Here is a 24,410-nt window from a genome sequence, read left to right as displayed (position 1 = left end):
ATGTCAAACTGAAAAATGTTTGATCTGTGTCAAGTATTACCAGTCCGGGCGGCTGATCGTCGCGTTGGGCCGGATCGCAAGGAAATGCATGTTGTTAGAGCTGCGCCAATGTTCTATGCCGGGCGGCATGGTATCGCTATGGGCTGGCGGCGCAGCTGCCGTGACCCGCGCGGCAGCCGGCGCCTGGGCCAGCAGCCACGAAGGAGACCAGTCAGATGGCAAACGACATGCAGGTGGACGATACGATCAGCGTGCAGCCGCTCGATTTCGATGCCGTCAAGGCGCGCGAACACGCATTGTTGGGGCTGACGGCAGGCGGGACGGACGCCGGCGCCACCCGCGGCGCCGGCCTGGCCCTGTCCGGCGGCGGCATCCGCAGCGCCACGTTCGGGCTGGGCGTGCTGCAAGCGTTGGCCGCGCGCGAGGCGTTGGGCCATTTCGACTACCTGTCCACCGTCTCGGGCGGCGGCTACATCGGCGCCTGGCTCAGCGCCTGGATACAGAGGGCAGGGCTGGAGCAGGTGCAGGCCGCGCTGGGCCGCTCCGGCAGCGGCGGCGGCCCGGCCCCCCACACGCTGGAACCGGAACAGGTGAGCTGGCTGCGTCGCTACAGCAATTACCTGACGCCACGGGTGGGCCTGTTCTCCGTCGATTCACTCACCCTGATCAGCATCTGGACCCGCAATGTGACGCTGAGCCTGATTATCGTGCTGGCCTTCTTCGCCGTGCTGTTGCTGCTGCCCCGGCTGGCGCTGCTGTATGTGACGGACGTGATCGATGCGCCGCCCGTGGCGCTGGGCTACCTGGCCGGCCTGCTGGGCGGGGGCATTTTCCCGGCCGTGCTGGTGGCCAACATGGTGGAACTGGAACGGCCGGCCGGCGTGGCCCGCTTCCGGCTGGCCACCACGCCGGCCGTGCTGTGGACCGTGCTGCTGCCCGGCATACTGGCGGCCCTTAGCGGCAGCTTCTGGCTGTTCGGCCCGGATCAGCCGGCGCTGGCGGCCAAGCGCGGCGTGGCCCTGTGGTCGGCCGCCTGGCTGCTGCTGGTGGGCCTGGGCTGGCTGGCCTGCAAGCTCTACCATGCGCTGCGCTACGCCGACGGTCGCGCGCGCGCGGGCCGGGTGCGTACGGCGTTGCTGGAATCGGCTGTGTTCCTGCCGTCCGGCGCGGCCGGCATCGCGGCCGGGATGGGTGTGCTGGCCCTGGTCCACGGCTGCGTGGGCTGGGGGACGGGCACGGCCCATGCGGCGGCCGTGCTGACCTTCGGGCCGGCCCTGTTCCTGCTCGTGTTCGGGGCCGGCGGTTCCATCTTTGTCGGCCTGGTGGGGCGCAACTACTTCGAGCGATCGCGCGAATGGTGGAGCCGGATGAATGCCTGGTTCCTCATCATCGGCACCGGCTGGCTGACCTTGCACGTGTGCGCCTTTTACCTGCCGGCGCTGGCGGAATGGGCCTACGTCAACGCCGGCCCCTGGCTGCGCGGCATGGTGGGGGCCGGCTGGCTGGCCAGCGTGGCCGGCCTGCTGCTCACGCCGCGCCAGGGCGACGCCGATCCGCGCCGCCGCCTGCGCTGGCTGACGACCGCCAAGCTGGCCGCCGCCCTGTTCCTGTTTGGCTTCGTGGCGGCCGCCGCCAGCCTGACGGACTTCCTGCTCGCCAGCGCGGGCCGGCTGGCGCGCACGGCCGTCCAACTGCCGGCCGCTGTGGCCGAGCTGGACTGGCACATGCTGGGGCCGGCGGGGGAGCTGAGCCAGCGTATCGACGTGCCGGCCGGCGGCGTGCCGGGGCTGGGCGCCTACGTGGCGGCCCGGCTGGCCGACTTGCACGGCTTGCTGCAGGCCGGGGCCGGTCCCGTGCCGTTCCTGTGGCTGGCCTTCGCCGTCACGGTGGCCGTGCTGCTGGTGTTCGGGCTGCGGGTCGATGTCAACAAGTTCTCGCTCCACAATATGTACAAGACGCGGCTGATACGCTGCTACCTGGGCGCCAGCAATCCCCGCCGCCATGCCCAGCCGTTCACGGGCTTCGACGATGGCGACGACGTGCCGCTGTCCAGCCTGGCCGGCGGGGCGGCCGTACAGCGGCCCATGCACATCATCAACGCCACCTTGAACCTGTCGCAAGGCAAGAACCTGGCGTGGCAGGAGCGCAAGGCCGCGTCCTTCACGTTGACAGCGCTGTACTCTGGCTTTGCGCTGGGCCACACCCAGGGCGTGTCGTCGGAGCAGCAGGCGCGGGCGCGGCTGGTGCAGCCGGAGCGGGCCCTGGCCGGGGACGACGATGCGCTGGCCGGCTACCGGCCCACCCGGCTGTACGCGGCCAGCAACGGCGAGACGCGGGAATTCACGCTGGGCATGGCGGGCGCCACCTCCGGGGCCGCCGCCAGCCCCAACATGGGGGCCGCCACCAGCCCGGCGCTGGCGTTTTTGATGACCTTGCTTAACGTGCGCATCGGGCGCTGGAGCCCGAATCCGGCCCGCAAGCTGTGGCAGCGGGCCAGCCCCCGTTTTGGCTTGCTGTGCCTGCTGCAGGAATTGTTCGGCTATTCGAACGACGAATCGTCGTTTGTCTACCTGTCCGACGGCGGCCACTTCGACAACACGGGGATCTACGAGCTGGTGCGGCGGCGCTGCCGCCTGATCCTGCTGGTCGACGCCAGCGAGGATGGCCGGCGCGGCTTCGACGACCTGGGCCGCGCCATCCGCCAGTGCCGTGTCGACTTCGGGGTGGACATCCGGATCGACCTGGGCGCCTTGCGCGCCGGTGCCGGCCCCGGCTTGCCCGCCTGCGGTTACGCCAAGGGCGAGATACTGTACGGTTCCGGCGCGGCTGAGGGCGAGCTGCTCTACCTCAAGCCCACGCTGTGCGCCCAGCGCCGGGAACCGGTCGACGTGCTCAATTACAGCAGCAACCACCCGAGCTTTCCCCACCAGTCGCCGGCCGACCAGTTCTTCGATGAAAGCCAGTTCGAGAGCTATCGCCAGCTGGGCATGCACATCGCAGGCGCCTGCCTGGACCAGCATCTGCACCTGCTGCACAACGCCAGCAGCCGGCGTTAGCGCAACGTCGATTGCCGCACGATACGCCTATTGGCGAAATTTGCATGTTTAGCGTTTTGATCTAGACTAAGTCTATGACATCAGTGCGAGCAGTCGCGCGAGGTCGCGCCTGCCATTGTGGGGGAGACGGTCATGGAACTACATATGCATACACACCGCTGGGAGGCGCGCCTGCCTGACTGGGCGGCGGCCACGGCGGCCGGTTTCGGGGCCGGCGGTATCTTGATGCTGCTGGAAATCGTCATGGCGGCGGCCACGGGCCGCGATCCCTGGCTGACGTCGCACATGATCGCGGCCATGGTGCTGGGCTGGGATGCGCTGCAGACGAGCGGCTACAGCCTGGGCATCGTTGCGTGGGCGCTGGCGATCCACTACGTGCTGGGGATGGCGTTCGGCGTGCTGCTGGCCGCCATCGTGGCGCCGTTCCGGCTCGATTCCAGCGCCGGCATGGCGCTGGCGGCCGGCGCCGTGTTCGGCCTGCTGCTCTATCTGCTTGATTTCTATGGCATGGCGGGCGCCTTCACCTGGTTCCGCGAACTGCGGGGCTGGTCCACCGCCATCGGCCACATCGTGTTCGGCATGTCGGCGGCCTATATTTATCTGAAGCTGGAACGGCCCGAACAGTCACGTTAGGGCCGGCGTTGGGGGAACGCCGCCGTCCGGCGGCGTGCTTGGTCGTATTCACTGAGCCGCTGGGGATGGCGACATGGCGCTCGCTTGGGCATTGATACTGATCGTGGCGGGCGCGGTGGCTTTCCATTTGGCAAGCCCGTGGTGGCAGACGCCCATCGCCTCCAACTGGCAGCAGATGGATGACGCGCTGATGCTCACGCTGGTCATCACGGCCGTCGCCTTCGTCGCCATCAACCTGTTCCTGGCCTACGCCATCATGCGCTTCCGCCACCGGGACGGCGTGCGGGCCGCTTCCGAACATGGCAACAAGGCGCTGGAAGGGTGGCTGGTGGGCTTGACGACGGTAGGCATCGTCGCCTTGCTGGCGCCTGGCCTGTCCGTATATGCCAAGCTGATCAATCCGCCGGCCAATGCCATGGTGTTCGAAGTGCTGGGCCAGCAATGGCAGTGGCACTACCGGCTGCCGGGCAAGGACGGCAAGCTGGGCCGCACGGATGTGCGCTACATGGACCCGGCCAATCCCTTCGGCGTCAGTCCCGACGACCCGAACGGCCAGGACGATGTGCTGGTCGATGGGCAGGAAATCCACATTCCCGTCAACCGCCCCGTCAAGGTGATGCTGCGGGCGCAGGACGTGCTGCATGACTTCTTCGTGCCGCAGTTTCGCACCCGTATGAACATGGTGCCCGGCATGGTGACTTCGTTCTGGTTCACGCCCACTACCGTGGGCAAGTTCGAAGTGATGTGCGCACAGCTGTGCGGCATAGGGCACTTCAACATGCGCAGCTACGTGGTGGTGGAGAGCGCCGACGCGTATGCCAAATGGCTGGCGATGCAGCCCGTCTTTGCCGGCCGCGGCGCCGCGGCGGCTGGTGCCGGCGCCATTCCCGTTGCGGGCGGCGTCGCGAACGTCGCCTCCGCTGCCGGCACCTCCGCCGCGCCGCTGGCCGTGGCCGCGGTGGACCCCGCACACCAGGGCCGGCTGCTGGCACAGGCGCGCGGCTGCGTGGCTTGCCACAGCGCCGACGGCAGCCCCGGCGTGGGCCCTACCTGGAAGGGGCTGTACGGCAAGCAGGAGACACTGGCCGACGGCAAGGCGGTGCAGGCCGACCCGACCTACCTGAAGCAATCGATCACGGACCCCGCGGCCCGCATCGTACGGGGCTTTGCGCCGGTGATGCCGCAGCAGCAGTTCAGCCAGGACGAGCTGGACGCACTGGTGGCGTACATCAAGACGCTGGGTGCGCCCGCCGTGCAGTAGCGGTGTGCCCGGATCGACGGCAACGGCACGTGATGGAATGCAGGACGAGCGTGGCATAAGGAGGTTGGCATGAGGAGGACAGCATGACATATGGCAGCGAACATGGTCCCCACAGCTTCTGGACCCGTTATGTGTGGAGCCAGGACCACAAGGTGATCGCGGTGCAGTACACCATCACTGCCATCGTAGTGGGGCTGGTGGGACTGGTGTTGTCGGACCTGATGCGGCTTCAGCTGGGCTTTCCGGGCCGGTTCGCCTTCATCGACGCGCCGCGCTACTACCAGTTCATCACCATGCACGGCATGATTATGGTGATCTACCTGCTGACGGCGCTGTTCCTGGGCGGTTTCGGCAATTACCTGATCCCCCTCATGCTGGGCGCGCGCGACATGGTGTTCCCGTTCCTGAACATGCTCAGCTACTGGGTTTACCTGCTGGCCGTGCTGATCCTGCTGGGCAGCTTTTTCGTGCCGGGCGGGCCCACGGGCGCCGGCTGGACCCTGTATCCGCCGCAAGCCATCCTGGCCGGCACGCCGGGCGTGGAATGGGGCATCATCGTGATGCTGATCTCGCTGCTGGTGTTCATCGTGGCCGCCACCATGGGCGGCCTCAACTACGTGACCACGGTGCTGCAGGCCCGCACCCGGGGCATGACGCTGATGCGCATGCCGCTCACCGTGTGGGGTATCTTCGTGGCCACCATCCTGGCGCTGCTGGCCTTTCCGGCCCTGTTCGTGTCGGGCGTGATGATGCTGTTCGATAAGGCACTGGGCACCAGTTTCTTCATGCCCGCCATCGTCTCCATGGGCCAGCACCTGGCGCACAAGGGCGGCAGTCCCTTGCTGTTCCAGCACCTGTTCTGGTTCTTCGGCCATCCGGAAGTGTATATCGTGGCCTTGCCTGCGTTCGGCATCATTTCCGACCTGATCAGCGTACATGCCCGCAAGTGCATCTTCGGCTACCGCATGATGGTGTGGGCCATCGTCGCCATCGGCGGCCTGAGCTTTGTCGTGTGGGCGCACCACATGTACGTCAGCGGCATGCATCCGTACTTTGGCTTCTTCTTCGCCACCACCACCCTGATTATCGCCGTGCCCACGGCGCTCAAGGTGTACAACTGGACGCTGACGCTGTGGCGCGGCGACATACACCTGACTGTTCCGATGCTGTTTGCCATCGGTTTCATCAGCACCTTCCTGATCGGCGGGCTGACCGGGCTGTTCCTGGGCAATGTGAGCGTGGACATTCCATTGTCGAATACGTATTTCGTCGTGGCCCACTTCCACATGGTGATGGGGGTGTCGCCTGTGCTGGCCGTGTTCGGCGGCCTCTACCACTGGTATCCCAAGGTGAGCGGACGCATGTACAACGAGGTGCTGGCGCGGCTGCATTTCTGGGTGACCTTCATCGGCACCTACCTGATCTTCTTCCCCATGCATTACCTGGGCATCCTTGGCATGCCGCGCCGCTACTATGCCTACGAGAACTATTCCTTCATACCCCAATCGGCCCAGTCGCTGAACGCGTTCATCACGGTGGTGGCGCTGGTGGTGGGGGTGTTGCAGTTGCTGTTCGTGTTCAACCTGGCCTGGAGCGCCTTCCGCGGCAAAGTGGCGGACGGCAATCCGTGGCGGGCCGCCAGCCTGGAGTGGCATACGCCGCAGACGCCGCCCGCGCACGGCAACTGGGGGCCGGCGCTGCCGGTCGTGTACCGCGGCGCCTACGATTACGGCCACCAGGATGGCGACAGCGACTATAGCGCCCAGAATTGCGGACCGGAAGAGCCGGAGCCGCCCGAAGATGTGGTCCTGCCGGGCACGTTGCCGCCGCAGGGGGAGGTGCCATTATGACGACAACAACCACAATGCTGCTCGCGCCGCTTGGTGCCCGCTGGGAGGTTGTTACATGACAACCCTTAGTCCATTGCCGCCTGCGGGAGCAGTCTGGCCCGGGCCGGATCGGCAAGCCGTGCGCCGGGTCGGGCTGTGGGTGCTGATCGGCGTCGTCTCGATGCTGTTCTTCCTGTTCGGGGCCGCCTACGTGATGCGCATGGCCGTCTCCGACTGGCGCCCGTTGCCGGTGGTGCCGTGGCAGCTGTGGTGCAGCAGCGCCTTGCTGCTGGCCGCCAGCATGGCCTGGCAACTGGCATGGCGGGCCGCGTCGCACGCTATGCGGGCCGAGGCGCAACTGGCCGGCACCGTCGCCTGCGCCAGTTCCGTGCTGTTCCTGGGCGCCCAGCTGTGGGCCTGGCAAGCCATGCGCGGGCTCGATCTGACGGTGGCGGCCAATCCGGCCAACAGCTTCTTCTATCTGATCACGGGCTTGCATGGCGTGCATGTAATGGGCGGACTGGTGGCCGCCGCGCTGGCCACCTGGCCGCTGCTGCGTGGCGGCAGCGTGCTGCGCGCGAGCGGCAGCATCGAGCTGTGCGCCCGCTACTGGCATTTTTTGCTGCTGCTGTGGCTGGCCATGTTCGCCATGCTGTACCTGGTGACGCCGGCCGTGGTGCAAACGATCTGCAGCAGTTTTTAGGGCGGCGACGCCAGCGGGGTGGGCCATGGAGCAGCACACGCAAGTAGACAGTCCTTCCGGCGCAGGCTGGCAGGGCATGGTGGCGGACTGGTCGGGCGACCGGGTGGCGTTCCATGTGCCCTGGGGCAAGGCGATGATGTGGATCTTCCTGCTCAGCGACACCTTCATCTTCGGCAGCTTCCTGACCGGCTACATGTCGGTGCGCATCGCCGCCACGGCCGCCTGGCCCAATCCCAGCGAAGTGTTCTCGCTGACCATAGGCCACACCAGGTTGCCGCTGATCCTGATCGCCATCATGACGTTCGTTCTCATCAGCAGCAGCGGCACCATGGCCATGGCCGTCAACTATGCCTACCGGCGCGACCGGCGGCGCTGTGCGGCGCTGATGCTGGCGACGGCCGCTTTCGGCGCCACCTTCGTCGGCATGCAGGCATTCGAGTGGAGCAAGCTGATCGCCGAAGGCGTGCGGCCCTGGAGCAATCCCATGGGCGCGGCCCAGTTCGGCGCCTGTTTCTTCATGATTACGGGCTTTCACGGCCTGCACGTGTCGGCTGGCGTGGTCTACCTGAGCACCATCGCGCGCCGCGTGTGGCGCGGGCGCTATGAGCAGGCCGGCAATTACGACATCGTCGAAATCGCCGGTCTGTACTGGCACTTCGTCGACCTCGTGTGGGTCTTCATCTTTGCGCTGTTTTACCTGTGGTAGGAGGCATCATGGACACGGCGGGCGGCCAGCAGCATCCGATCGGCCTGTATCTCAAGGTGTGGGTGCTGCTGTTTGTGCTGAGCACATTGTCTTACCTGGTCGATTACTTCCACTTCGTCGGCTATCTGCGCTGGACCCTGATCCTGGTGCTGATGATGGCCAAGGCGGGACTGATCGTGGCCATCTTCATGCACATGCGGTGGGAGCGGCTGGCGCTGATGGTCGCCATCCTGCTGCCGCCACTGTGTCTGTTGGTGCTGAGCGGCATGATGATGGTGGAGTCGGACTACACCTTCCTGACCCGGCTGGCCAACTTCCGCTAGCGGCCGGCGCCGTCAGCGTTTGAGCCAGCGGGCGAACGGTTGCAAGTCGCGTCCCGGCGGCACGAACCAGGCGCGCCGCGTCAAATCGTATTCCGCGCCCAGCGCCTTGACCTGTTCCTTTTCATGGAAGGTGGCCGTCAGGTAGTGGCGGGTGGGGGCGGCGGCCGGCGGCGTCTCGTTGCGGGCCAGGGCCGCATCGGCGGCGGCCGCGCTGTTGGCCAGCTTCATCTGGGCGATGAAGGGACTGCGGCGGGCCGCTTCGTCCGGCGACAGCAGCGTCAGCCGGGCCTTGGCGCGGGTGGCGCCCACGTAGAACAGGTTTTCCTCTTCGCCGAGCCCGCACAGGGGCTGGGGGAATTCGCCCGTCTCCAGGAAGGGCAGGATGACGTGGGCGAATTCCTTGCCCTTGGCGTTGGCCACGCATTCGATCAGCACGAAGTCGCGCTCGCGCTTGCGGCTGGCGAACGCTTCGCCGGCGTTGAGCCAGCTCCAGAATTGGCCCAGGCTCTGGCCGGACCGGGCCGCCGCGTTGAGCAAGCCGGCCACGGAACGGGCCACCACGCTGGCATCGTAGGGACGCACGAAGATGCGCCTGGCGGCCGCCTCCAGCTGCATGCGCTCGCAAACCTCGCGCAGCACCACGGCGGCCGGCGCCTCGGGGCCCACGCCATGCAGGTAGGCCACCGTGTCCGTGACCAGGCGCTGGGCCGATTGCTGCTGGTCGCGGTCGATATAGGCGCTGAAGAAGTCGCCCAGGATCTGCGGGTCCTTGCCGATGGCGTACTTGGCCTGTTCCATTTTCTCCGGCGTCAGTTCCACCTCGGCGAAGATGGCCAGCGCTTCCACGATGGCCGTGCGCACCTCGTAGGACTTGACGGCAGCGAGGTCCTTGAGGGCGATGGCGATCATGCCGCGCAAGAACAGGATTTCGTCGCGCTGCAGATAGCCGGCCATGTCCGGCGTACGGTAGCCGATGCCGGCGGCCATCAGCGCATTTTCGATGGCGACGGACTGGTGGCGGTCCCGTATCAGCACGGCGCAGCCATCGAGGGGCAAGCCTTCGCGTTTCCACTGGCCGATGGCGGCCACCACCAGCGCGGCGCAGTCGTCGGCGGCGTAGTGGGCCTGGCGGATGTCCGTGTGCAGAGGCAGGCGCGAATCGACCGGCTTCTGCTTGAACGCGGCCATGGCATAGGCCAGGTGCGGCCCGTGGCGGTAGCTGTAGGTGAGGGGATAGCGCACCAGCTGCGGGTAGGTTTCCTTGAAACGGCGGTTCAGGAACGCTTCGCTGGCGCCCAGCTTGGCGTGGATCACCTGGTCCTTGTCGCCGGCGCCGACGAAGTAGCACTGGGGCTGGGCGATCAGCGCGTTGAGGATACGGAACGCGGCCTCGTTCAGGTCGTGCAGCTCGTCGCACACTACCACCCGGTAGGCCGGCAAGGCTTCGGCGGCGGCGCCGCCCGTGGCCAGGGCACAGGCCAGGTCGTAGGTGGCATCGAACGGGCCGCGGAACAGGGCGCCTTCGCCGCTGCCCACGCGCAGCCGCTCATATTCCGTGGTGATCAGGTAGTCGGTGACAGGCACGGCGAGCAGTTCGGCCGCCTCTTCCACGCCCAGGAATTCCACGTCCGCTTCCAGCGCCATGGTCGCCTTCAGGCCCAGCTGGACATCGAGGAACTGGCTCAGCGCGATGTTGTGGGTGCGCAGGTCCAGCCCGTCCACGGTGCCCGCGTAGCGTTCTCCCACCCGCTCGATGGCGTGCAGCGCGTATTTCTTCAGCTGCCGGACGGTAGGGCAGCGCTTGACGTCGTCAAAATCGCTGGGCGCCAGCAGCTGCTCGGCGAAGTCCTCGAAGGTCAGCACGGCGATCCGGGCCGCCGTCGCATACGGTATGCCCACGTCGCGCAGGCGCTGGCGCATCACGTCGCGCGCTTCGGGCGTGAAGGTCAGCGCCAGGATCTGTTCCGGCGCCAGCTTGCGGGCCAGCGCTTCACCGATGCGGATGGCCAGCGTCGTGGTCTTGGCCGCTCCGGCGTTGGCGTCGATCAGGACCACCTTGCTCTGGGCCAACTGGATCGCCATCTGCTCGGGCGTGGGCTGCAAGCCTTGCGGGGTGAAGCGGGGGGGATTGGTGTCGTTCATCGGCGCCATTATAACTGGCGCTGGGACACGGCCTGACGCGGCGGGAGAGGGTGATTATTTTTAATGCATTCTTGGCATTGCAGCATGCAAACAAACAAACTAACATTGTTGTAAAATCATGTTATACTTTAGCTAAGTAACGATTTGTCTATGTTTTTTGGAAGATAGACAAAGGGCAAATTCTGCATCGTTCATCCACATTCTGGAACCTTATGAAATCATCGACTATTGCGAAACTCGTCACCGCGGGCCTGCTTGCCGCCGGCTTGTTCAACGCGTCGTCCGCCTCGGCTGCGGCAACGACCCTGGACCTGGGTGACGGTTATGCCACCTTCGGCCATAACTACACGACTTCCACGTCCCATTTCGACGATGAATACCTGTTCGACGTCAACGCGGGCACGCAGGCTTTCCTGGCGGGCACCTACACTGAAGGCAACAGCAATATCGGCGGCCATGTGCAAGCCAACGCGCAAATCCTGAACATCAGCTGGTTCAAGATCAATGACGACCACACCCGAACCAGCCTGGGCGGCAGCTTTGGCAGCGGCTCGTTCGGCCTGTTCGCACCGCTCACGGCCGGTCATTATGGTTTCGACGTCGAGGGGCGTACGCTGCTGGCCAACCGCGGCGGCAATTACTCGGGTACGCTGAGCGTGGACGTGTCGCCGGTGCCGGAACCGGACGCCTACTCGCTGCTCTTGCTGGGGCTGGGCCTGATCGTCTTCCAGCGCCGTCCCAAGACCAACCCCAAGCTGGGCTGACCCCCGTTTTTTTATGCCGCCAGCATGTCGGGCGGCAAGGGGGCGAGGCGGGCCGTGGCGCCCTCGATGAACTGGGCGCTGAAGATGCGGTCCCCGGCTTCTGTCGTACGGCTGTCGATCTGGGCCGCCAGCAAGTCGGCGGCGGCGGCGGCCATTTGCTGCATGGGCTGGCGCAGCGTGGTCAGGTTGTAGCTGAGCCAGTTCGACGGTTCCACCGCATCGAAGCCGGCCACCGATAGCTGGCCCGGCACCTCGATGCCCAGCTCATGGCGTGCGCAGTCCAGGCAGCCGATGGCCATCACGTCGCTGGCGCAGATGACGGCATCGGGCACCCGGCCCAGCTGGCCGATGATGGCGCGCAGGCCACTGCCACCGCTGGCGTAGTCGTACTGGCCCGTCACCACCAGAGGCGCTGGCAAGCCCAGCTCCGTCAGCCGCTGGCAGGCCCCGCGCCGCCGCTCCTGCGAAATGAAGGAATCGGTCGGCCCTTCGATGATGGCGAACTGCCGGTGGCCGGCCGCCGCCAGACGCGACACCAAGGTGCGCGCCGCCTCTACCTGGTCGCAGCTGACAGTGTGGGCTTGTTGTCCGCCCGCGCTGCGGTTGAGCAGCACCAGCGGCACGCCGCGGCGGCGGAATTCGGCGATTTGCCCGTCCGACAGGCTGGCCACGGAAATGGCGCCATCCACCTGGTATTGCCACACGTCGGCCAGAACACGCCCGACGTCCGTCTCGCGCACCAGCGAAAACAGCAGCACGCGCTTGCCATGGCGGGCAATCTGCTGGCTCAGGGCCGACAGCACTTCCGGATAGTGCAGATTGGAGGTGTCGCTGATCAACACGGCGACCATATTGCTGCGCCGTGTAATCAGGCTGCGGGCGGCCGCATTGGGAATGTAGTCGAGACTGGCGGCCGCCTTCATCACCCGCGCGTAGGTGGCCTTGGAGACGCTGGCGCCCGGCTTGAAGCAGCGCGACACTGCCGACTGCGACACGCCGGCCAGCAACGCCACATCATACGAGGTGACGCGGCGCGGCTCGTGCGCCAGGGCGGCGGAATGCGGGGCCGGTTCGGCGCCGGCGGGCGGGTGGGTTTTTGCCATAGTCTCGTTATGACCGCGCAGCTGGCGCTGATCGGGGCCGCTGCCGGCCGGATATTTCCTTTAAGCATAACTTAAGATCTTACCTCGTGGCAATACGACTGGCGGCAATTACCGTACATTGATCAAGTCCGGGCGCGATCAGTCGGGCTGGTTGCAGGCCTTCGTTCCATACGGACTGGGCTGGCCGGGCGGCGACACGTCACTGTTGTCCAGGTCGGCGCTCAGGGCCGGCAGCAGATAGTTCGCCTTGGCGACCGCTTCGGTGCCGCTGACGATGGCGCGGGCCGTCAGTTCCAGCACCAGCCAGTTGCCGCGGTCGCGCGGATAGCTGACCGTAAACGTGGTCAGGCCCAGCTCGTCGGTCGGGCCCTGGACCGTGACGGTGACGGGTATCCCCGGGTCCAGCACGCCATTGGCATTGGTATCGAGCGCCCGGTCATACAGGCCCTTGCGCACGCTGTCCTCGTTCGGGCAGGTGTAGCTCACCACGGGCACCCACATGCCGACCGTGCCGTCGGCCGTGCTGGGCGCCCGCCATTCATAGTGGCCCTTGCGGTAGCCGCTGGCCCAGGCCGTGGCGCTGATCTGCTGGCCGGCGACGGCATTGCCGGCCGCATCGGCCAGCAAAACGGAAAACTGCTGTTGCAGCAGGCTGGGCGAATATTCCGTGAGGCGGTTGCCGGTGCCGAACTGGATCGACAGCGCTTGCCGGCTGACGGTGAGGCGGGTGCTGGCGCTGGTGCGGGCACCGCTCTGGCCGGCGATGGTGGCCTGTATCGTCACCCCGTCGCGCCCGCTGTCGGCGCTGCCGGCCACATAGGTTGCCACAGCCAGGCCGTCGCTGCCGGTGGTGACCGTGGCCGGCTGCAGCAGCGTGCCGCCACTGGCGTCGGCCACGATGGAGAACACGACGCCGGCGTTCTTGACCAGGTTGTTGGCGGCCGTGCCGTCCCGCACCACGGCCTGCAGCGTGCTGCGCTGGCTCTGCTGGCCGGCGCTGTTGCTGGTCATGGCGGGATGGTCGGCTTGCACGGTGAGGGTGGCGGCCGGCGTGAGCGGCGCGACGAATTCCACCTTGCTGACGGCGCCGGGCCCGCCCGGCATGGCCGCTGTCAGCGTGGCGACGCCGGCGTAGGCCGACGCCACGTAGGCCCGTTGCATGGCGCCTCCGGTCACGGGCAGGGGCGCCGCCAGTGGCGTGCGGCAGGCACTGTCGGCGTACACGCCGCCACGCGATGTGCTGAGCAGGACGGTGGCGGCCCCTCCCGTGGCCAGCCCCGTGTAGTGCCCGTCGACGGGCTGGCAACTGCCCGTGGCGACCTGCTGCACCACTTCGGCGCCGGCGGCGTCCACCGTCACGGCCGGGGTCAGCGTCAGTTCGCCATCGGCGATGGCAAGGGCATGGGCGGCGCTGGCGCCGGCTGCCGTGACGGTGACCGTCTCTCCGCCGGTACTGCTCGCCTGCACGACGACGACGGCCCGGCCCTGGCTGTCCGTCTGGGCGCCGGCCTTCGGGGCGACGGTATTGCCATGGGCCGCACTGACGGTGAACGGCGCGCCGGCGATGGGCTGGCCGCCGGCGTCGCGCAGGGTCAATGTCAGTTCGCCGCTCTTCCCCAGGGCCAGCACGGGCGGGCCGTCCAGCAGCAGGCTGGTGCCCACCACGGCGACGACGCCGCTGGCCGTCTGCGCTCCCACCCTGGCGCTGACGGTGATGTTGCGGTTGCTGCGCAAGCCGCCCGTATCGAGCACGGCTTTGGCGCGGCCGGAGGCGTCGGTGCTGACCTGCATCCCGCTCAGCAGCCCGGAGTCGGCCGCGAAGGCGATGGCGGCATTGGCCAGCGCTGCGTTGCCGGCATTCTTGACCAGGGCCGTGATGGTGACGGGCCCGCCGCCGGCGGACTTGAGCTCGTTGCTGCTGAAAACCAGGCTGAGCGAGGCGGCGTCGGCGGCCGGGTCGGCGGTGGGCGGGTCCGGCGTCACGATGGGCGGCGTGACGGGCGAGGCGGTGGGCGGCACGGGCAGGGTGCCGCCGCAGCCGGCCGAACTGCCCAGGGCGCAGCCGCTGCCACCGCCACCACCGCCACCGCAGGCGGCCAGAGCCAGCGTGCATGCCAGGGCCAGGCTGCCCAGCGTTGTGCGGTGTTGGATGTCCACGTTAGCCTCCGTCTGTCGAAATGGGCGCGCGCGCAGGGCGGCCGAACAGGCAGGTTAGCGCCGGCGCGGCGTGTGGCATTTGATCCGGGGCAATGTCTGGCGCCATGGAAAGAATGGCGTAATGCGGGCGGCGGATATTTCTTGCGGCCAGATTTGCCTGGCGCCGACTTTTCTGGTAACGATTTTTCTGGTAACATAGCGCCCCTTTAATTGCGTGAAGGGTCGACATGGCCAATGCTTGCGGTGTCGATTTTGGCACGTCAAATTCCACTGTGGGCTGGGTACGGCCTGGCCACCCCGTCATGCTGGCGCTGGAGGATGGCAAGGAAACCCTGCCGTCCGTCGTGTTCTTCAACGCCGAGGACGAGGACGTCGCCTTCGGCCGTGCCGCGCTGAGTCAATACCTGGCCGGCTACGAGGGGCGTTTGATGCGCTCGCTCAAGAGCTTGCTGGGCACCAGCCTGATCGACGGCCAGACGGAAGTGGGCGGCCGCGCCTTGCCGTTCCGCATGCTGCTGGCCCAGTTCATCGGCGAACTCAAGCGCCGCGCCGAACTGGCGGCCGGGCGCGAATTCACGTCGGCCGTGCTGGGCCGTCCTGTGTTCTTTATCGACGACAGCGCCGCCAACGACCAGCTGGCCCAGGACACGCTGGCCGAAGTGGCCCATTCCGTCGGCTTCAAGGACATTTCCTTCCAGTTCGAACCGATCGCCGCCGCCTTCGACTACGAATCCCAGATTACACGCGAAGAGTTGGTGCTGATCGCCGACATCGGCGGCGGCACGTCCGACTTCTCGCTGGTGCGGCTGTCGCCCGAGCGGGCCAGGCTGGCCGAGCGGCGCGACGACATCCTGGCCAATGGCGGCGTCCACATCGGCGGCACCGACTTCGACAAATACCTGAGCCTGTCGTCCGTGATGCCGCTGCTGGGCTATGGCAGCCGCCTGCGCAACAACAGCGAAGTGCCGTCCAGCTACTTCTTCAACCTGGCCACCTGGCACACCATCAACCAGGCTTACACCAAGAAGATGTGGGTGCAGCTGGCCGACATCAGCCGCGACGCGTCCGAGCCGGACAAGCTGGGCCGGCTGCAGAAACTGATCGACCACCGCGCCGGCCACTGGCTGGCGATGCGGGTGGAAGAGGGTAAGATCGCCCTGTCCGACGCCGCTACCGTGGCGCTGGAGCTGGACCGCCTGTCGCCGGCCGTCACCTTGCAGCTGGAGCGCCAGCAGTTCGACGACGCCATCGGCCACCTGGTGAGCTCCGTCGAACAGACCGTGCTCAAGCTGCTGGCCGACGCCGGCGTGCAGCCTGATGCCGTCGACACCGTGTTCTTCACGGGCGGCTCCAGCGGCGTGCGTTTGCTGCGCGAGCGGATCGCCGCGCTGCTGCCGTCCGCTCGCAAGGTCGAGGGCGACCGCTTCGGCAGCATCGGCGCCGGCCTGGCGCTGGACGCCGTGCGCAAGTTCGGCTGATACTTTCAAAACGTTGGGCAACCGTAAGGGATGGCACGATGCAAGTGTTTGACAAACCGATCGTCATGATCGACTTCGAGACGACGGGCCTGTCGCCCGACATGGGCGACCGCATTACGGAAGTGGCGGCCCTGCGCATCGCCGGTGGCCAGGTGGTGGACCGCTATGTATCGCTGATTAATTGCCGGGCGCGTATCCCGTCCTTCATCACGGGCCTGACGGGCATCACCCAGGCCATGGTGGACGGTGCGCCGCCGGTCGAACAGGTGCTGCCGGAGCTGCTGGCCTTCATAGGCAGCGACACCCTGTCGGCCCACAATGCCAGCTTCGACGAGAAATTCCTCAAGGCGGAAAGCGCGCGCCTGGGCCTGGCGCCCGCGCACCAGGGACTGGTGTGCTCGCTCAAGCTGTCGCGCCGCGTGTTTCCGCAACTGGCCAGCTACAAGCTGGGCAACCTGTCCGAACAGCTGGGCATACGCTTCAAGAGTGCGGCTCACCGGGCCGAGTCCGACGCGGAAGTGGCGGCCGAAGTGCTGCTGCACATCGGCCGCCACCTCGGGCGCAACTATGGCCTGGGGCCGGTCGATCCGGCCCTGCTGGTCTCGGTCAACAAGCTGGCCGCGGCCAAGGTGCATGGTTTCCTGCAGAAGCAGGGGCTGACCTCCTGACGCGGCATCCGATACAAAAAAACACGCAACAGCCATGCGGATCGCATTACAATACGGCCATTGTTTCCCGCTTGTTGCCTATTTGTGAACGTACGCCGCTCCCTTGCCTATGTGATGTTGTCGCTTCTGCTGGTGCTATCCCAGCAGATGGGGATATCGCACGCGCTGTCGCACTGGTCCGCCAGCGGCGCCGGTGGCGGCGCGGCGCAAGCGGCACGGGCCGGCGAACGGCAGGCCAGCGCATCGAAGTCGCTGGCACTGGACCAGAGCTGCGACCAGTGTCTGGCGTTTGCCCAGATCGGTTCCGCCCTCGATACTCCCGTCCATTCCTTTCCCGCCATGCGCAGCGATGCCGTGGCAGTCTTTGGTAGTGCCGAGCAGTCCTGCTGCCGGCGCACCGTCTGCGTCTTCCATTCCCGCGCGCCACCCGTCCTGGCCTGATTGAACCCTCATCGTCCCGTTGTCCTGCATGGCAGGCAGCGGTGCGTCACTCATTCAAAAAAGGACAATCATGCTGAAGCACAGCGTAATGGCGCTCGCCGTGGGCGCCGCCGTGGCCGCACCCATGGCCCATGCCGCCGACAAGACGGACAAGAAGGAACTGGCGGCGATCCGCGCCCAGATCCGCCAGATGCAATCCGATTACGAAGCCCGCCTGCAATCGCTGGAACAGCGCCTGCAGCAGGCGCAGGCCGCCACCGCGGCGGCCCAGGCACAATTGACGACGTTGGCGGGCGGGGCGCCGGCCGCCGCCATGGCCGGTGCCGGGGGCGCTTCCGGCGCCGTTGCCGGTGCCGCCGCCGGTACCTCCGCCGGTACCTCCGCCGGTGCCGCCGCCGGCACGGACAACGGCACCCCATCCGCGCTCGCCCAGCAGGGAACCAGCTCGCAGGCAACGGCGCCCGCGCCCTATGGCGAGCCGTCACCCGCAGCGCCGGCCGGCGGTGCCACCCCACCGGCCAACCTGTTCAATCCGAACATCTCCATGATCCTGGGCGGCACCCTGCAAAACCTGTCGCAGGACCCGAACCAATACCGGCTGCAAGGCTTCATCCCCAGCGGCGGTGAAGTCGGACCGGGCAGGCGCGGCTTCAGCCTGGGCGAATCCGAGCTGACCATGGCGGCCAACATCGATCCCCAGTTTGCGGGCCAACTGACGTTCTCCCTGGCAGGCGACAACACGGTCAGCGTGGAAGAGGCCTTCGTGCAGACGCGCGACATGCCCAACGGCGTGAACCTCAAGGCGGGCCGTTTCCTGTCTTCGATCGGCTACCTGAACGGCCAGCACGCTCACGCCTGGGACTTCGTCGATGCACCACTGGCCTACCAGGCTTTCCTGGGTGGCCAGTACAAGCCGGACGGCGTGCAAGCCAAATGGCTGGCCCCGCTAGACCAGTTCCTGGAGCTCGGCGTGGAAGCGGGCGACGGCGCCGCCTATCCTGGCAACGACCGCAACAAGAACGGCGCCGGGGCCTGGAGTGTGTTCGCGCACCTGGGCGACGACATCGGCGACTCGTCCAGCTACCGGGCCGGCGTGTCCTACCTGCATACGGGCGCGCAGCAGCGCAGCTATGAGGATGGCGGCCTGAGCAACGCGTTCAGCGGCAAGTCCGCCACCTGGATCGCGGACGCCGTGTACAAATGGGCGCCCAACGGCAATCCCACCCACACCAACTTCAAGCTGCTCGGCGAATATTTCCGCCGCAAGGAAGACGGCAGCCTGGCCTACGCAACCGGAACGCCCGACGCGGCCAGCGGCAGCTACCGCAGTGTGCAGTCCGGCTGGTATGTGCAAGGCGTCTACCAGTTCATGCCTTACTGGCGCGTGGGCGCGCGCTACGATCGCCTGTCGTCCGGCACGCCCCGCATCGGCCTGGTCGACAGCGGCGCCCTGGCACTGGCCAGCTTCCCCGTGCTGGAGAACTACAATCCGGCGCGCAGCAGCGTGATGGTCGATTACAGCCCGTCCGAATTCTCCCGCCTGCGGCTGCAGGTGGCGCGCGACCGCTCGCGCCCCGGCGTCACCGATAACCAGATTTTCCTGCAATACATCATGAGCCTGGGTACGCACGCTGCCCATGCTTTCTAAGGAGCTGTCATGTTTAAACAACGTCAATATCTGCTGCGGGCCGCTTTCGCGTGCGCGAGCGCCGTGTTCTGCCTGCCGTCTCACGCCACTGTCAACGTGCTGGCCTGCGAGCCGGAATGGGAAGCGCTGACCACCGAACTGGGCGGCGACAAGGTCAAGGTATCCAGCGCCACCAATGCGCTGCAGGACCCGCACCGCATCGAAGCGCGCCCCAGCCTGATCGCCCGCACCCGCAACGCCAATCTGCTGGTGTGCACGGGACTGGAGCTGGAAGTGGGCTGGCTGCCCGTGCTGGTGCAGCAGTCGGGCAACAGCAAGATCACGGCTGGCCAGCCGGGCAACTTTGAGGCCGGCGCCTACGTGCCGCGGCTGGACGTGCCGAACAAGGTCGACCGTAGCGAAGGGGACGTGCACGCGGCCGGCAATCCGCACATCCAGCAGAATCCGCACAACATCGCGCTGGTCGCGGTGGCGCTGTCCAAGCGGCTGGCCGAGCTGGACCCGGCCAACGCCGGCTACTACCAGGCACGCCAGAAGGATTTCGCCGCGCGCTGGGATGCCGCCATGCAGAAATGGGAAAAGCAGGCGGCGCCGCTCAAGGGCGTCGCCGTGGTCGAGCACCACAAGAACATGGAATACCTGATGAACTGGCTGGGCCTGCGCCAGGTCGGTACGCTGGAACCCAAGCCCGGCGTTGAGCCCAGCGCGGCGCACCTGTCCGGCTTGCTGAGCCAGCTGCAGCAAAAGCCGGCCCGCATGGTGCTGCGCGCGGCCTACCAGGATGGCCGCGCCTCGCAATGGTTGTCCGAACACGCGAAGATTCCCGCAGTCGTGGTGCCGTTCACTGTCGGTGGGGACGAGCGCAGCAAGGATCTGTTCGGCCTGTTCGATTCCACTGTCCAACGCTTGCTGGATGCCAACAAATGACGGCCGCATCGTTTGACTTGATGATTATCCTGCCAGCCTTGCTGGCGGGCCTGTTGGTGCTTGTGACCCACATTCCACTGGGCGCCCAGGTGCTCAAGCGCGGTATCGTGTTCATTGACCTGGCCATCGCCCAGATCGCCGCGCTGGGCGTGATCGTGGCCGGGGTGGCCGACCTCGATCCGCAGGGCTGGGCCGTGCAGGGCGCCGCCGCGCTGGCCGCCGTGCTGGGCGCCGTGCTGCTGACGTGGACGGAAAAGCGCTGGCCGGAAGTGCAGGAAGCCCAGATCGGCGTCATGTTCATCCTGGCCGCCACGGCCGGCCTGCTGCTGGTCGCGCACAATCCCCACGGCGGCGAGCATCTGCAAGACTTGCTGGCCGGCCAGATCCTGTGGGTGCGCTACGACCAGCTGCTGGTCCCAGCCATCGGCACGGCCGTCATCAGCATCCTGTTATTCCTGTTCCAGAACCGGCTCAGCCGGTTGGGCTTCTACCTGATCTTCGCCCTGGCCGTGACGGCGTCCGTGCAGCTGGTCGGGGTCTATCTCGTGTTCACCAGCCTGATCGTGCCCGGCCTGGCCGTGCGCCATTATGTGGGCAAGAAACGCATGGCGCTGGCCTACCTGGTCGGCGCGGCGGGCTACGCGAGCGGCCTGGTGCTCTCGACCCTGTTCGACCTGCCGTCTGGCGCGCTGATCGTCTGGTGCCTGACAGTGCTGGCCATGGCCGTCTATGCCGCCGGCCCCAAGCGCCACGGCGCCGCGCGCAGCCGGCACGGCTGACCGCCCGAACCGGCCTCGGCCGCACCGGACATCCCGCCGCGCAGACGCAGGCGGCATGTCCGGTTTTTTACGCCTAAAGATTTCCTCTGGAACAGCAAACGATAACAATTTGCCATGTAGTTTGAGCCTGCTCAAAGCCTTCGGCCTCCACCATTTTACAATTTAGACAACATTGTTGCGTTTTGCCGGCGGACGTTTGCATAGCGTGCGTCGGTGGCAACAAGCCAGACGAGGCAGCTGGAGGGACCGTATGAAGAACCAGAACTCAGCCAAGGACAGCTATGACAGCTACGTCTGGTTTCGCGACGCGGCCGAGCAAGGAAATCCGTACGGGCAATTCAATTTGGCCCTGATGTACAAGAAAGGGCAGGGCGTGGTGCGCGACGATGCCAGCGCCTTCCAGTGGATGCAGCAGGCCGCCTTGCAGGGCCTGGCATTTGCGCAGAACCACCTGGGCGCCATGTATTACAACGGCAGGGGCACGGCGGCCAGCGACCTCGAAGCGGTGCGCTGGTTCCGGCGCGCGGCCAACCAGGGCGACGCTTCGGCCCAGCAGAACCTGGGCATGCTCTACAAGAAAGGCCGTGGCGTGCCTCGCAGCGACGAGGCCGCATTCGCCTGGTTCTACCGGGCATCTGAACAAGGCGTGGCCAGTGCCCAGACCCTGCTGGGCGAAGCCTACGCCCAGGGCTGGGGCACGCGCCGCAACTATCCCATGGCCCTGGCCTGGTTCCGCAAGGCCGCCTTGCAGGGCGATTCCACGGCCCAGCTCAATCTGGGCCTGATGTACAAGCGCGGCCAGGGCGTGGTGCCGAGCGACGCCCTGGCCCTGGCCTGGTTCCGCCAGGCCGCGTCGCAAGGCGATGCCGTGGCACAACGGCAAGTGGGTGTGGCCTATGCGGAGGGGCGGGGCGTGGCCCAGGATCCGCTGCGGGCCTATGCCTGGTTGTCGCGGGCGGCGGAGCAGGACGATGCGGACGCCCAGTTCAACCTGGGCATCATGCTGGCCACTGGCAAGGGCGTCGAACAGGATGAGGCGCGTGCCTGTTCCTGGTATGAGCGGGCGGCCGGCGCCGGCCATGTGCTGGCCCAGTACAACCTTGGTGGGATGTACGCGCATGGGCGCGGCGTGGAGCGCGACCCGGCGCGGGCGCTGGAATGGTACAAGCTGGCCGCCGAGCAGGGCGCGCCGAATGCCCAGTTCAACGTCGGGGTGATCTACGCCAATGGCCATGGCGTGCCCAAGGATGAGGAACAGGCCGTCGTCTGGTATCGCACGGCGGCCGAGCAGGGCGACGCCAGCGCCCAGAACAACCTCGGCGTCATGTACGCCAATGGCCACGGCGTGGCGCAGGACGACGTGCAGGCCGTGCTGTGGTACCGCAAGGCGGCCGACCAGGGCCATCCGTTGGCGCAATACAACCTTGGCGGCATGTACAACAGCGGACGGGGCGTGCCGCGCGACCTGGTGCGGGCTCATATGTGGGTATCGCTGTCGGCCGAATCGGGCGACGAAACAGCCGACAGCAACCGCAAGCTGATCGCACGCGGCATGTCGCCGGCCGAGCTGGCGTCTTCCCACGAGTTGCGCCGGCGGTGGCGGGCCGAACACCGGGCATAGGCGGCCGGGGCACGATGAGCCGGGCGGCGCCTCACCGGGTCGGGCGGAGTAAGGCGCGTCGGGGAGCGTCGAACAGTATCGATCAGTGCTGAGTCAGCGCCGAGCCGGCGCCGAGCAGCACTGTGCCGAGCGGAGTCCGGGCTATCCTGGCCGCGCGGCGCCGGATCTGGCCGATCCTGAGCCCGCCGCTAGTAGTTGGCCTGCTGCCGGCGATCCAGGAACAGGCTGTTGCCGTGTATTTTCTTGGCCTGCTTCTTCGCCTCGGCCGCCGCCGTGGCGATCTGGTGGTGGGAGTAATACTGGTGCGGCTCGACCTTGATGGCGCCCAGCGACAAGCTCATCAGCGAATAAAACACTTTCTTGCCCTGGCGGTCCTCACTCAGGTAGCCGCCCCGGTCCCAGTCTTCCAGGCTGTAATAGTCGCGCACGCTCAGTTCGAACTCGGCCAGGATGGCCTGGCAGCGCAGTTCCCAGTCCTCGCTCTGGAACAGGATCATGAAGTCGTCGCCGCCGATATGGCCGACGAAGTCGCGGTTCGGATCGCTGTGCTCGCTGAGGATCTTGCCCGTGCACTGGATCACGTCATCGCCGCGGCGGTAGCCGTACACATCATTGAACGGTTTGAAATGGTCCAGGTCGCAATAGCAGACCCAGAACCGCGTGCCGCTCTCGAGCAGCCGGTCGATGTGCTCGTTGATGGGCACATTGCCGGGCAGCTGGGTCAGGGGATTGGCGTAGCGCGCCGCGTTGATCTGCATCTGGGTGATTTCGCGCATCAGGTCGTGGCCCGTGCCCATGCCCAGGTATTTGCCGTGCTCCGTGATGATGAAGCCGTTGAACAGGTGGTGGGCGTCGGCCTGCACCATGGTAAAGCTCAAGTCCTGCAGGCTGGTATCCTTGTCGGCGATCAAGGGCTTGCTGTCCATGAAGATGCGGCACGACTTCTTGCCATACAGCTCGCGCTGGTAGGGGCGGGCGAAGTGGTCGATCATGTCGAAGCGGCTGATCAGGCCCAGCGGCTGCCCATCCTCCACCACCGGAATGATCAGCAGCTTCGGTTCGCGCATGAAGAGTTCATACACGTCATTATTGGTCATGGCGGGCGGCACGGCGGCCACCTGGTGCAGCAGCTTGAGGATGCTGGCGCTGTTTTTTTCATTTCCGCGCTGGGGATAGACGGCCACGCCGTTGCGGGCCAGCGCCTTGGCCACCTCGGCCGGTACCGCCTTGGCCGGTTGCCCGTGCGGGCGGCCCAGGTGGTAGCCCTGGCCGTACGCCACGCCCAGGTCGCGCAGCACCAGCAGTTCGGCCTGGGTCTCTATGCCTTCGGCGATGACGAGGGTGTCGGACTTGTCGGCGATTTCCTGGATGGAGCGGACGAATTGCAGCTTGACCGGATCGTTGTTGATGCCCTGGATGAAGTGCATGTCGATCTTGACGAACTCGGGCCGCAGTTCGGACCACAAGCGCAGGCTGGAAAATCCTTCGCCCAGGTCGTCGATGGCGATCTGGAAGCCCATGTTGCGATAATGCAGCACAGCTTCCCGCATCAGTTCGTAGTCGTAGGTGGGCTGGTTTTCCGTCAGCTCGATGATGACGCGATCGGGCTGGATGCCGACCCGTTGGATGTATTCCAGCGTCTCGCCGTGGGGCGCGTCGCGCTGGAGCAGGCATTCCGGGCTGACGTTGAGGAACAGCTTGCCCGGCAGGTCCAGTTCCGCAAAGCGTTCCAGCACCACCTTGCGGCACAGGTGTTCCACTTGCACGGTCAGGTTGTTGGCGCGCGCCACCTTGAACAGGTTCATGGGCGCGTGCAGCGGACTGTCAGACGGCCCCCGTATCAAGCCTTCGTAGGCGATGATCTCGCCCGTCTGCATCTGCACAATGGGCTGGAACAGGGCGCTCAGCTGGCGATGGGCGATGATGTCGTTGAGGTGGAGGCGCAACATTTCCTCTTCTTCCATTGCGGCCTCGGCTGCCGGCGACAGCGGTTTGAGATAGGTGACGGTGGCGGACGGTGGTGCGGGACGGCTGGCGGGGAGCGCCTGGACTAGGGGATTCACGATGCTGACCATGGACGGGAGATTGCTTGCCATGCTAACCGGCAATTGTGACAGCGGTATGAAATGGCTGAAACATTAAGAGCAGCATTTGTTGCCTATATGCAGCGA

Annotated in this window: 19 protein-coding genes; 15 read left to right on the top strand and 4 right to left on the bottom strand. The window is 66.3% G+C overall.

Annotated features, from left to right (window positions below; genetic code table 11):
• The first annotated feature begins 215 nt into the window (after positions 1–215).
• From AC3WOS_RS02400 to AC3WOS_RS02370, 7 genes are all read left to right on the top strand, one after another.
• The gene (locus AC3WOS_RS02400; protein ID WP_492714223.1) at positions 216–3,056 is read left to right on the top strand and encodes a patatin-like phospholipase family protein; all 2,841 of its coding nucleotides are present in this window, start codon (positions 216–218) and stop codon (positions 3,054–3,056) included.
• 144 nt (positions 3,057–3,200) lie between these two features.
• A complete protein-coding gene (locus AC3WOS_RS02395; protein WP_492714222.1) occupies positions 3,201–3,689 on the top strand; it encodes a hypothetical protein in 489 nt (162 codons plus the stop codon).
• Positions 3,690–3,762: 73 nt separating this feature from the next.
• A complete protein-coding gene (locus AC3WOS_RS02390; protein WP_492714221.1) occupies positions 3,763–4,950 on the top strand; it encodes a c-type cytochrome in 1,188 nt (395 codons plus the stop codon).
• An 83-nt stretch (positions 4,951–5,033) separates the two neighbouring features.
• A complete protein-coding gene (gene ctaD, locus AC3WOS_RS02385) occupies positions 5,034–6,800 on the top strand; it encodes a cytochrome c oxidase subunit I (RefSeq protein ID WP_492714220.1) in 1,767 nt (588 codons plus the stop codon).
• A 118-nt stretch (positions 6,801–6,918) separates the two neighbouring features.
• Complete coding sequence (locus AC3WOS_RS02380; protein ID WP_492714219.1) at positions 6,919–7,482, top strand: cytochrome c oxidase subunit 3; 564 nt, start codon at positions 6,919–6,921, stop codon at positions 7,480–7,482.
• Positions 7,483–7,507: 25 nt separating this feature from the next.
• Positions 7,508–8,188 carry a heme-copper oxidase subunit III family protein gene (locus AC3WOS_RS02375; RefSeq protein ID WP_492714218.1) on the top strand — a complete coding sequence of 227 codons (681 nt, stop codon included), beginning with the start codon at positions 7,508–7,510 and terminating at the stop codon, positions 8,186–8,188.
• 8 nt (positions 8,189–8,196) lie between these two features.
• The gene (locus tag AC3WOS_RS02370) at positions 8,197–8,511 is read left to right on the top strand and encodes a cytochrome C oxidase subunit IV family protein (RefSeq protein WP_492714217.1); all 315 of its coding nucleotides are present in this window, start codon (positions 8,197–8,199) and stop codon (positions 8,509–8,511) included.
• A gap of 12 nt (positions 8,512–8,523) precedes the next feature.
• Here the strand turns inward: AC3WOS_RS02370 and AC3WOS_RS02365 are convergent, their stop codons facing one another.
• Positions 8,524–10,653, bottom strand: a complete 2,130-nt coding sequence (locus AC3WOS_RS02365; RefSeq protein ID WP_492714216.1) for an ATP-dependent helicase — start codon at positions 10,651–10,653, stop codon at positions 8,524–8,526.
• Between the two features lie 212 nt (positions 10,654–10,865).
• Here AC3WOS_RS02365 and AC3WOS_RS02360 point away from each other — a divergent pair, with 212 nt between their 5' ends.
• Complete coding sequence (locus tag AC3WOS_RS02360; RefSeq protein WP_492714215.1) at positions 10,866–11,417, top strand: FxDxF family PEP-CTERM protein; 552 nt, start codon at positions 10,866–10,868, stop codon at positions 11,415–11,417.
• Between the two features lie 11 nt (positions 11,418–11,428).
• Here AC3WOS_RS02360 and AC3WOS_RS02355 read toward each other — a convergent pair whose 3' ends face one another.
• Positions 11,429–12,520, bottom strand: a complete 1,092-nt coding sequence (locus tag AC3WOS_RS02355; RefSeq protein ID WP_492714214.1) for a LacI family DNA-binding transcriptional regulator — start codon at positions 12,518–12,520, stop codon at positions 11,429–11,431.
• A 138-nt stretch (positions 12,521–12,658) separates the two neighbouring features.
• The gene (locus AC3WOS_RS02350) at positions 12,659–14,677 is read right to left on the bottom strand and encodes an Ig-like domain-containing protein (RefSeq protein WP_492714213.1); all 2,019 of its coding nucleotides are present in this window, start codon (positions 14,675–14,677) and stop codon (positions 12,659–12,661) included.
• A 227-nt stretch (positions 14,678–14,904) separates the two neighbouring features.
• On the opposite strand from AC3WOS_RS02350, the gene AC3WOS_RS02345 reads away from it, so the two are divergent.
• From AC3WOS_RS02345 to AC3WOS_RS02315, 7 genes are all read left to right on the top strand, one after another.
• A complete protein-coding gene (locus tag AC3WOS_RS02345) occupies positions 14,905–16,155 on the top strand; it encodes an Hsp70 family protein (protein ID WP_492714212.1) in 1,251 nt (416 codons plus the stop codon).
• A gap of 38 nt (positions 16,156–16,193) precedes the next feature.
• Positions 16,194–16,823: a 3'-5' exonuclease gene (locus AC3WOS_RS02340; protein WP_492714211.1), complete on the top strand. Its 630-nt coding sequence runs from the start codon at positions 16,194–16,196 to the stop codon at positions 16,821–16,823.
• A 114-nt stretch (positions 16,824–16,937) separates the two neighbouring features.
• Positions 16,938–17,264, top strand: a complete 327-nt coding sequence (locus AC3WOS_RS02335) for a hypothetical protein (RefSeq protein ID WP_492714210.1) — start codon at positions 16,938–16,940, stop codon at positions 17,262–17,264.
• A gap of 70 nt (positions 17,265–17,334) precedes the next feature.
• The gene (locus AC3WOS_RS02330; protein ID WP_492714209.1) at positions 17,335–18,912 is read left to right on the top strand and encodes a hypothetical protein; all 1,578 of its coding nucleotides are present in this window, start codon (positions 17,335–17,337) and stop codon (positions 18,910–18,912) included.
• Positions 18,913–18,921: 9 nt separating this feature from the next.
• A complete protein-coding gene (locus tag AC3WOS_RS02325; RefSeq protein WP_492714208.1) occupies positions 18,922–19,839 on the top strand; it encodes a metal ABC transporter substrate-binding protein in 918 nt (305 codons plus the stop codon).
• Positions 19,836–20,618, top strand: coding sequence for a metal ABC transporter permease (locus AC3WOS_RS02320; protein WP_492714207.1), 783 nt, complete (start codon positions 19,836–19,838; stop codon positions 20,616–20,618). Before AC3WOS_RS02325 ends, AC3WOS_RS02320 begins: the two co-directional genes overlap by 4 nt.
• 250 nt (positions 20,619–20,868) lie before the next feature.
• Positions 20,869–22,239 (top strand): tetratricopeptide repeat protein, encoded by a 1,371-nt coding sequence (locus AC3WOS_RS02315; RefSeq protein ID WP_492714206.1) that lies wholly within the window; start codon positions 20,869–20,871, stop codon positions 22,237–22,239.
• A gap of 188 nt (positions 22,240–22,427) precedes the next feature.
• Here AC3WOS_RS02315 and AC3WOS_RS02310 read toward each other — a convergent pair whose 3' ends face one another.
• The gene (locus AC3WOS_RS02310; RefSeq protein ID WP_492714255.1) at positions 22,428–24,203 is read right to left on the bottom strand and encodes a GGDEF domain-containing protein; all 1,776 of its coding nucleotides are present in this window, start codon (positions 24,201–24,203) and stop codon (positions 22,428–22,430) included.
• Positions 24,204–24,410 lie beyond the last annotated feature (207 nt).

The organism is Rugamonas sp. FW305-51 (assembly GCF_058786935.1).
The sequence above is the reverse complement of the archived record's forward strand: the minus strand, read 5'-3'. Positions and strand labels throughout refer to the sequence as shown.

Bases quoted from the DNA above. Each gene is read 5' to 3' on its own strand.
- AC3WOS_RS02395 (WP_492714222.1), top strand. From the start codon at position 3,201: ATGCATACACACCGCTGGGAGGCGCGCCTGCCTGACTGGGCGGCGGCC.
- AC3WOS_RS02310 (WP_492714255.1), bottom strand. From the start codon at position 24,203: ATGGAAGAAGAGGAAATGTTGCGCCTCCACCTCAACGACATCATCGCC.
- AC3WOS_RS02335 (WP_492714210.1), top strand. From the start codon at position 16,938: ATGTTGTCGCTTCTGCTGGTGCTATCCCAGCAGATGGGGATATCGCAC.
- AC3WOS_RS02340 (WP_492714211.1), top strand. From the start codon at position 16,194: ATGCAAGTGTTTGACAAACCGATCGTCATGATCGACTTCGAGACGACG.
- ctaD (WP_492714220.1), top strand. From the start codon at position 5,034: ATGACATATGGCAGCGAACATGGTCCCCACAGCTTCTGGACCCGTTAT.
- AC3WOS_RS02390 (WP_492714221.1), top strand. From the start codon at position 3,763: ATGGCGCTCGCTTGGGCATTGATACTGATCGTGGCGGGCGCGGTGGCT.
- AC3WOS_RS02365 (WP_492714216.1), bottom strand. From the start codon at position 10,653: ATGAACGACACCAATCCCCCCCGCTTCACCCCGCAAGGCTTGCAGCCC.
- AC3WOS_RS02375 (WP_492714218.1), top strand. From the start codon at position 7,508: ATGGAGCAGCACACGCAAGTAGACAGTCCTTCCGGCGCAGGCTGGCAG.
- AC3WOS_RS02320 (WP_492714207.1), top strand. From the start codon at position 19,836: ATGACGGCCGCATCGTTTGACTTGATGATTATCCTGCCAGCCTTGCTG.
- AC3WOS_RS02360 (WP_492714215.1), top strand. From the start codon at position 10,866: ATGAAATCATCGACTATTGCGAAACTCGTCACCGCGGGCCTGCTTGCC.
- AC3WOS_RS02355 (WP_492714214.1), bottom strand. From the start codon at position 12,520: ATGGCAAAAACCCACCCGCCCGCCGGCGCCGAACCGGCCCCGCATTCC.
- AC3WOS_RS02330 (WP_492714209.1), top strand. From the start codon at position 17,335: ATGCTGAAGCACAGCGTAATGGCGCTCGCCGTGGGCGCCGCCGTGGCC.
- AC3WOS_RS02345 (WP_492714212.1), top strand. From the start codon at position 14,905: ATGGCCAATGCTTGCGGTGTCGATTTTGGCACGTCAAATTCCACTGTG.
- AC3WOS_RS02315 (WP_492714206.1), top strand. From the start codon at position 20,869: ATGAAGAACCAGAACTCAGCCAAGGACAGCTATGACAGCTACGTCTGG.
- AC3WOS_RS02400 (WP_492714223.1), top strand. From the start codon at position 216: ATGGCAAACGACATGCAGGTGGACGATACGATCAGCGTGCAGCCGCTC.
- AC3WOS_RS02370 (WP_492714217.1), top strand. From the start codon at position 8,197: ATGGACACGGCGGGCGGCCAGCAGCATCCGATCGGCCTGTATCTCAAG.
- AC3WOS_RS02325 (WP_492714208.1), top strand. From the start codon at position 18,922: ATGTTTAAACAACGTCAATATCTGCTGCGGGCCGCTTTCGCGTGCGCG.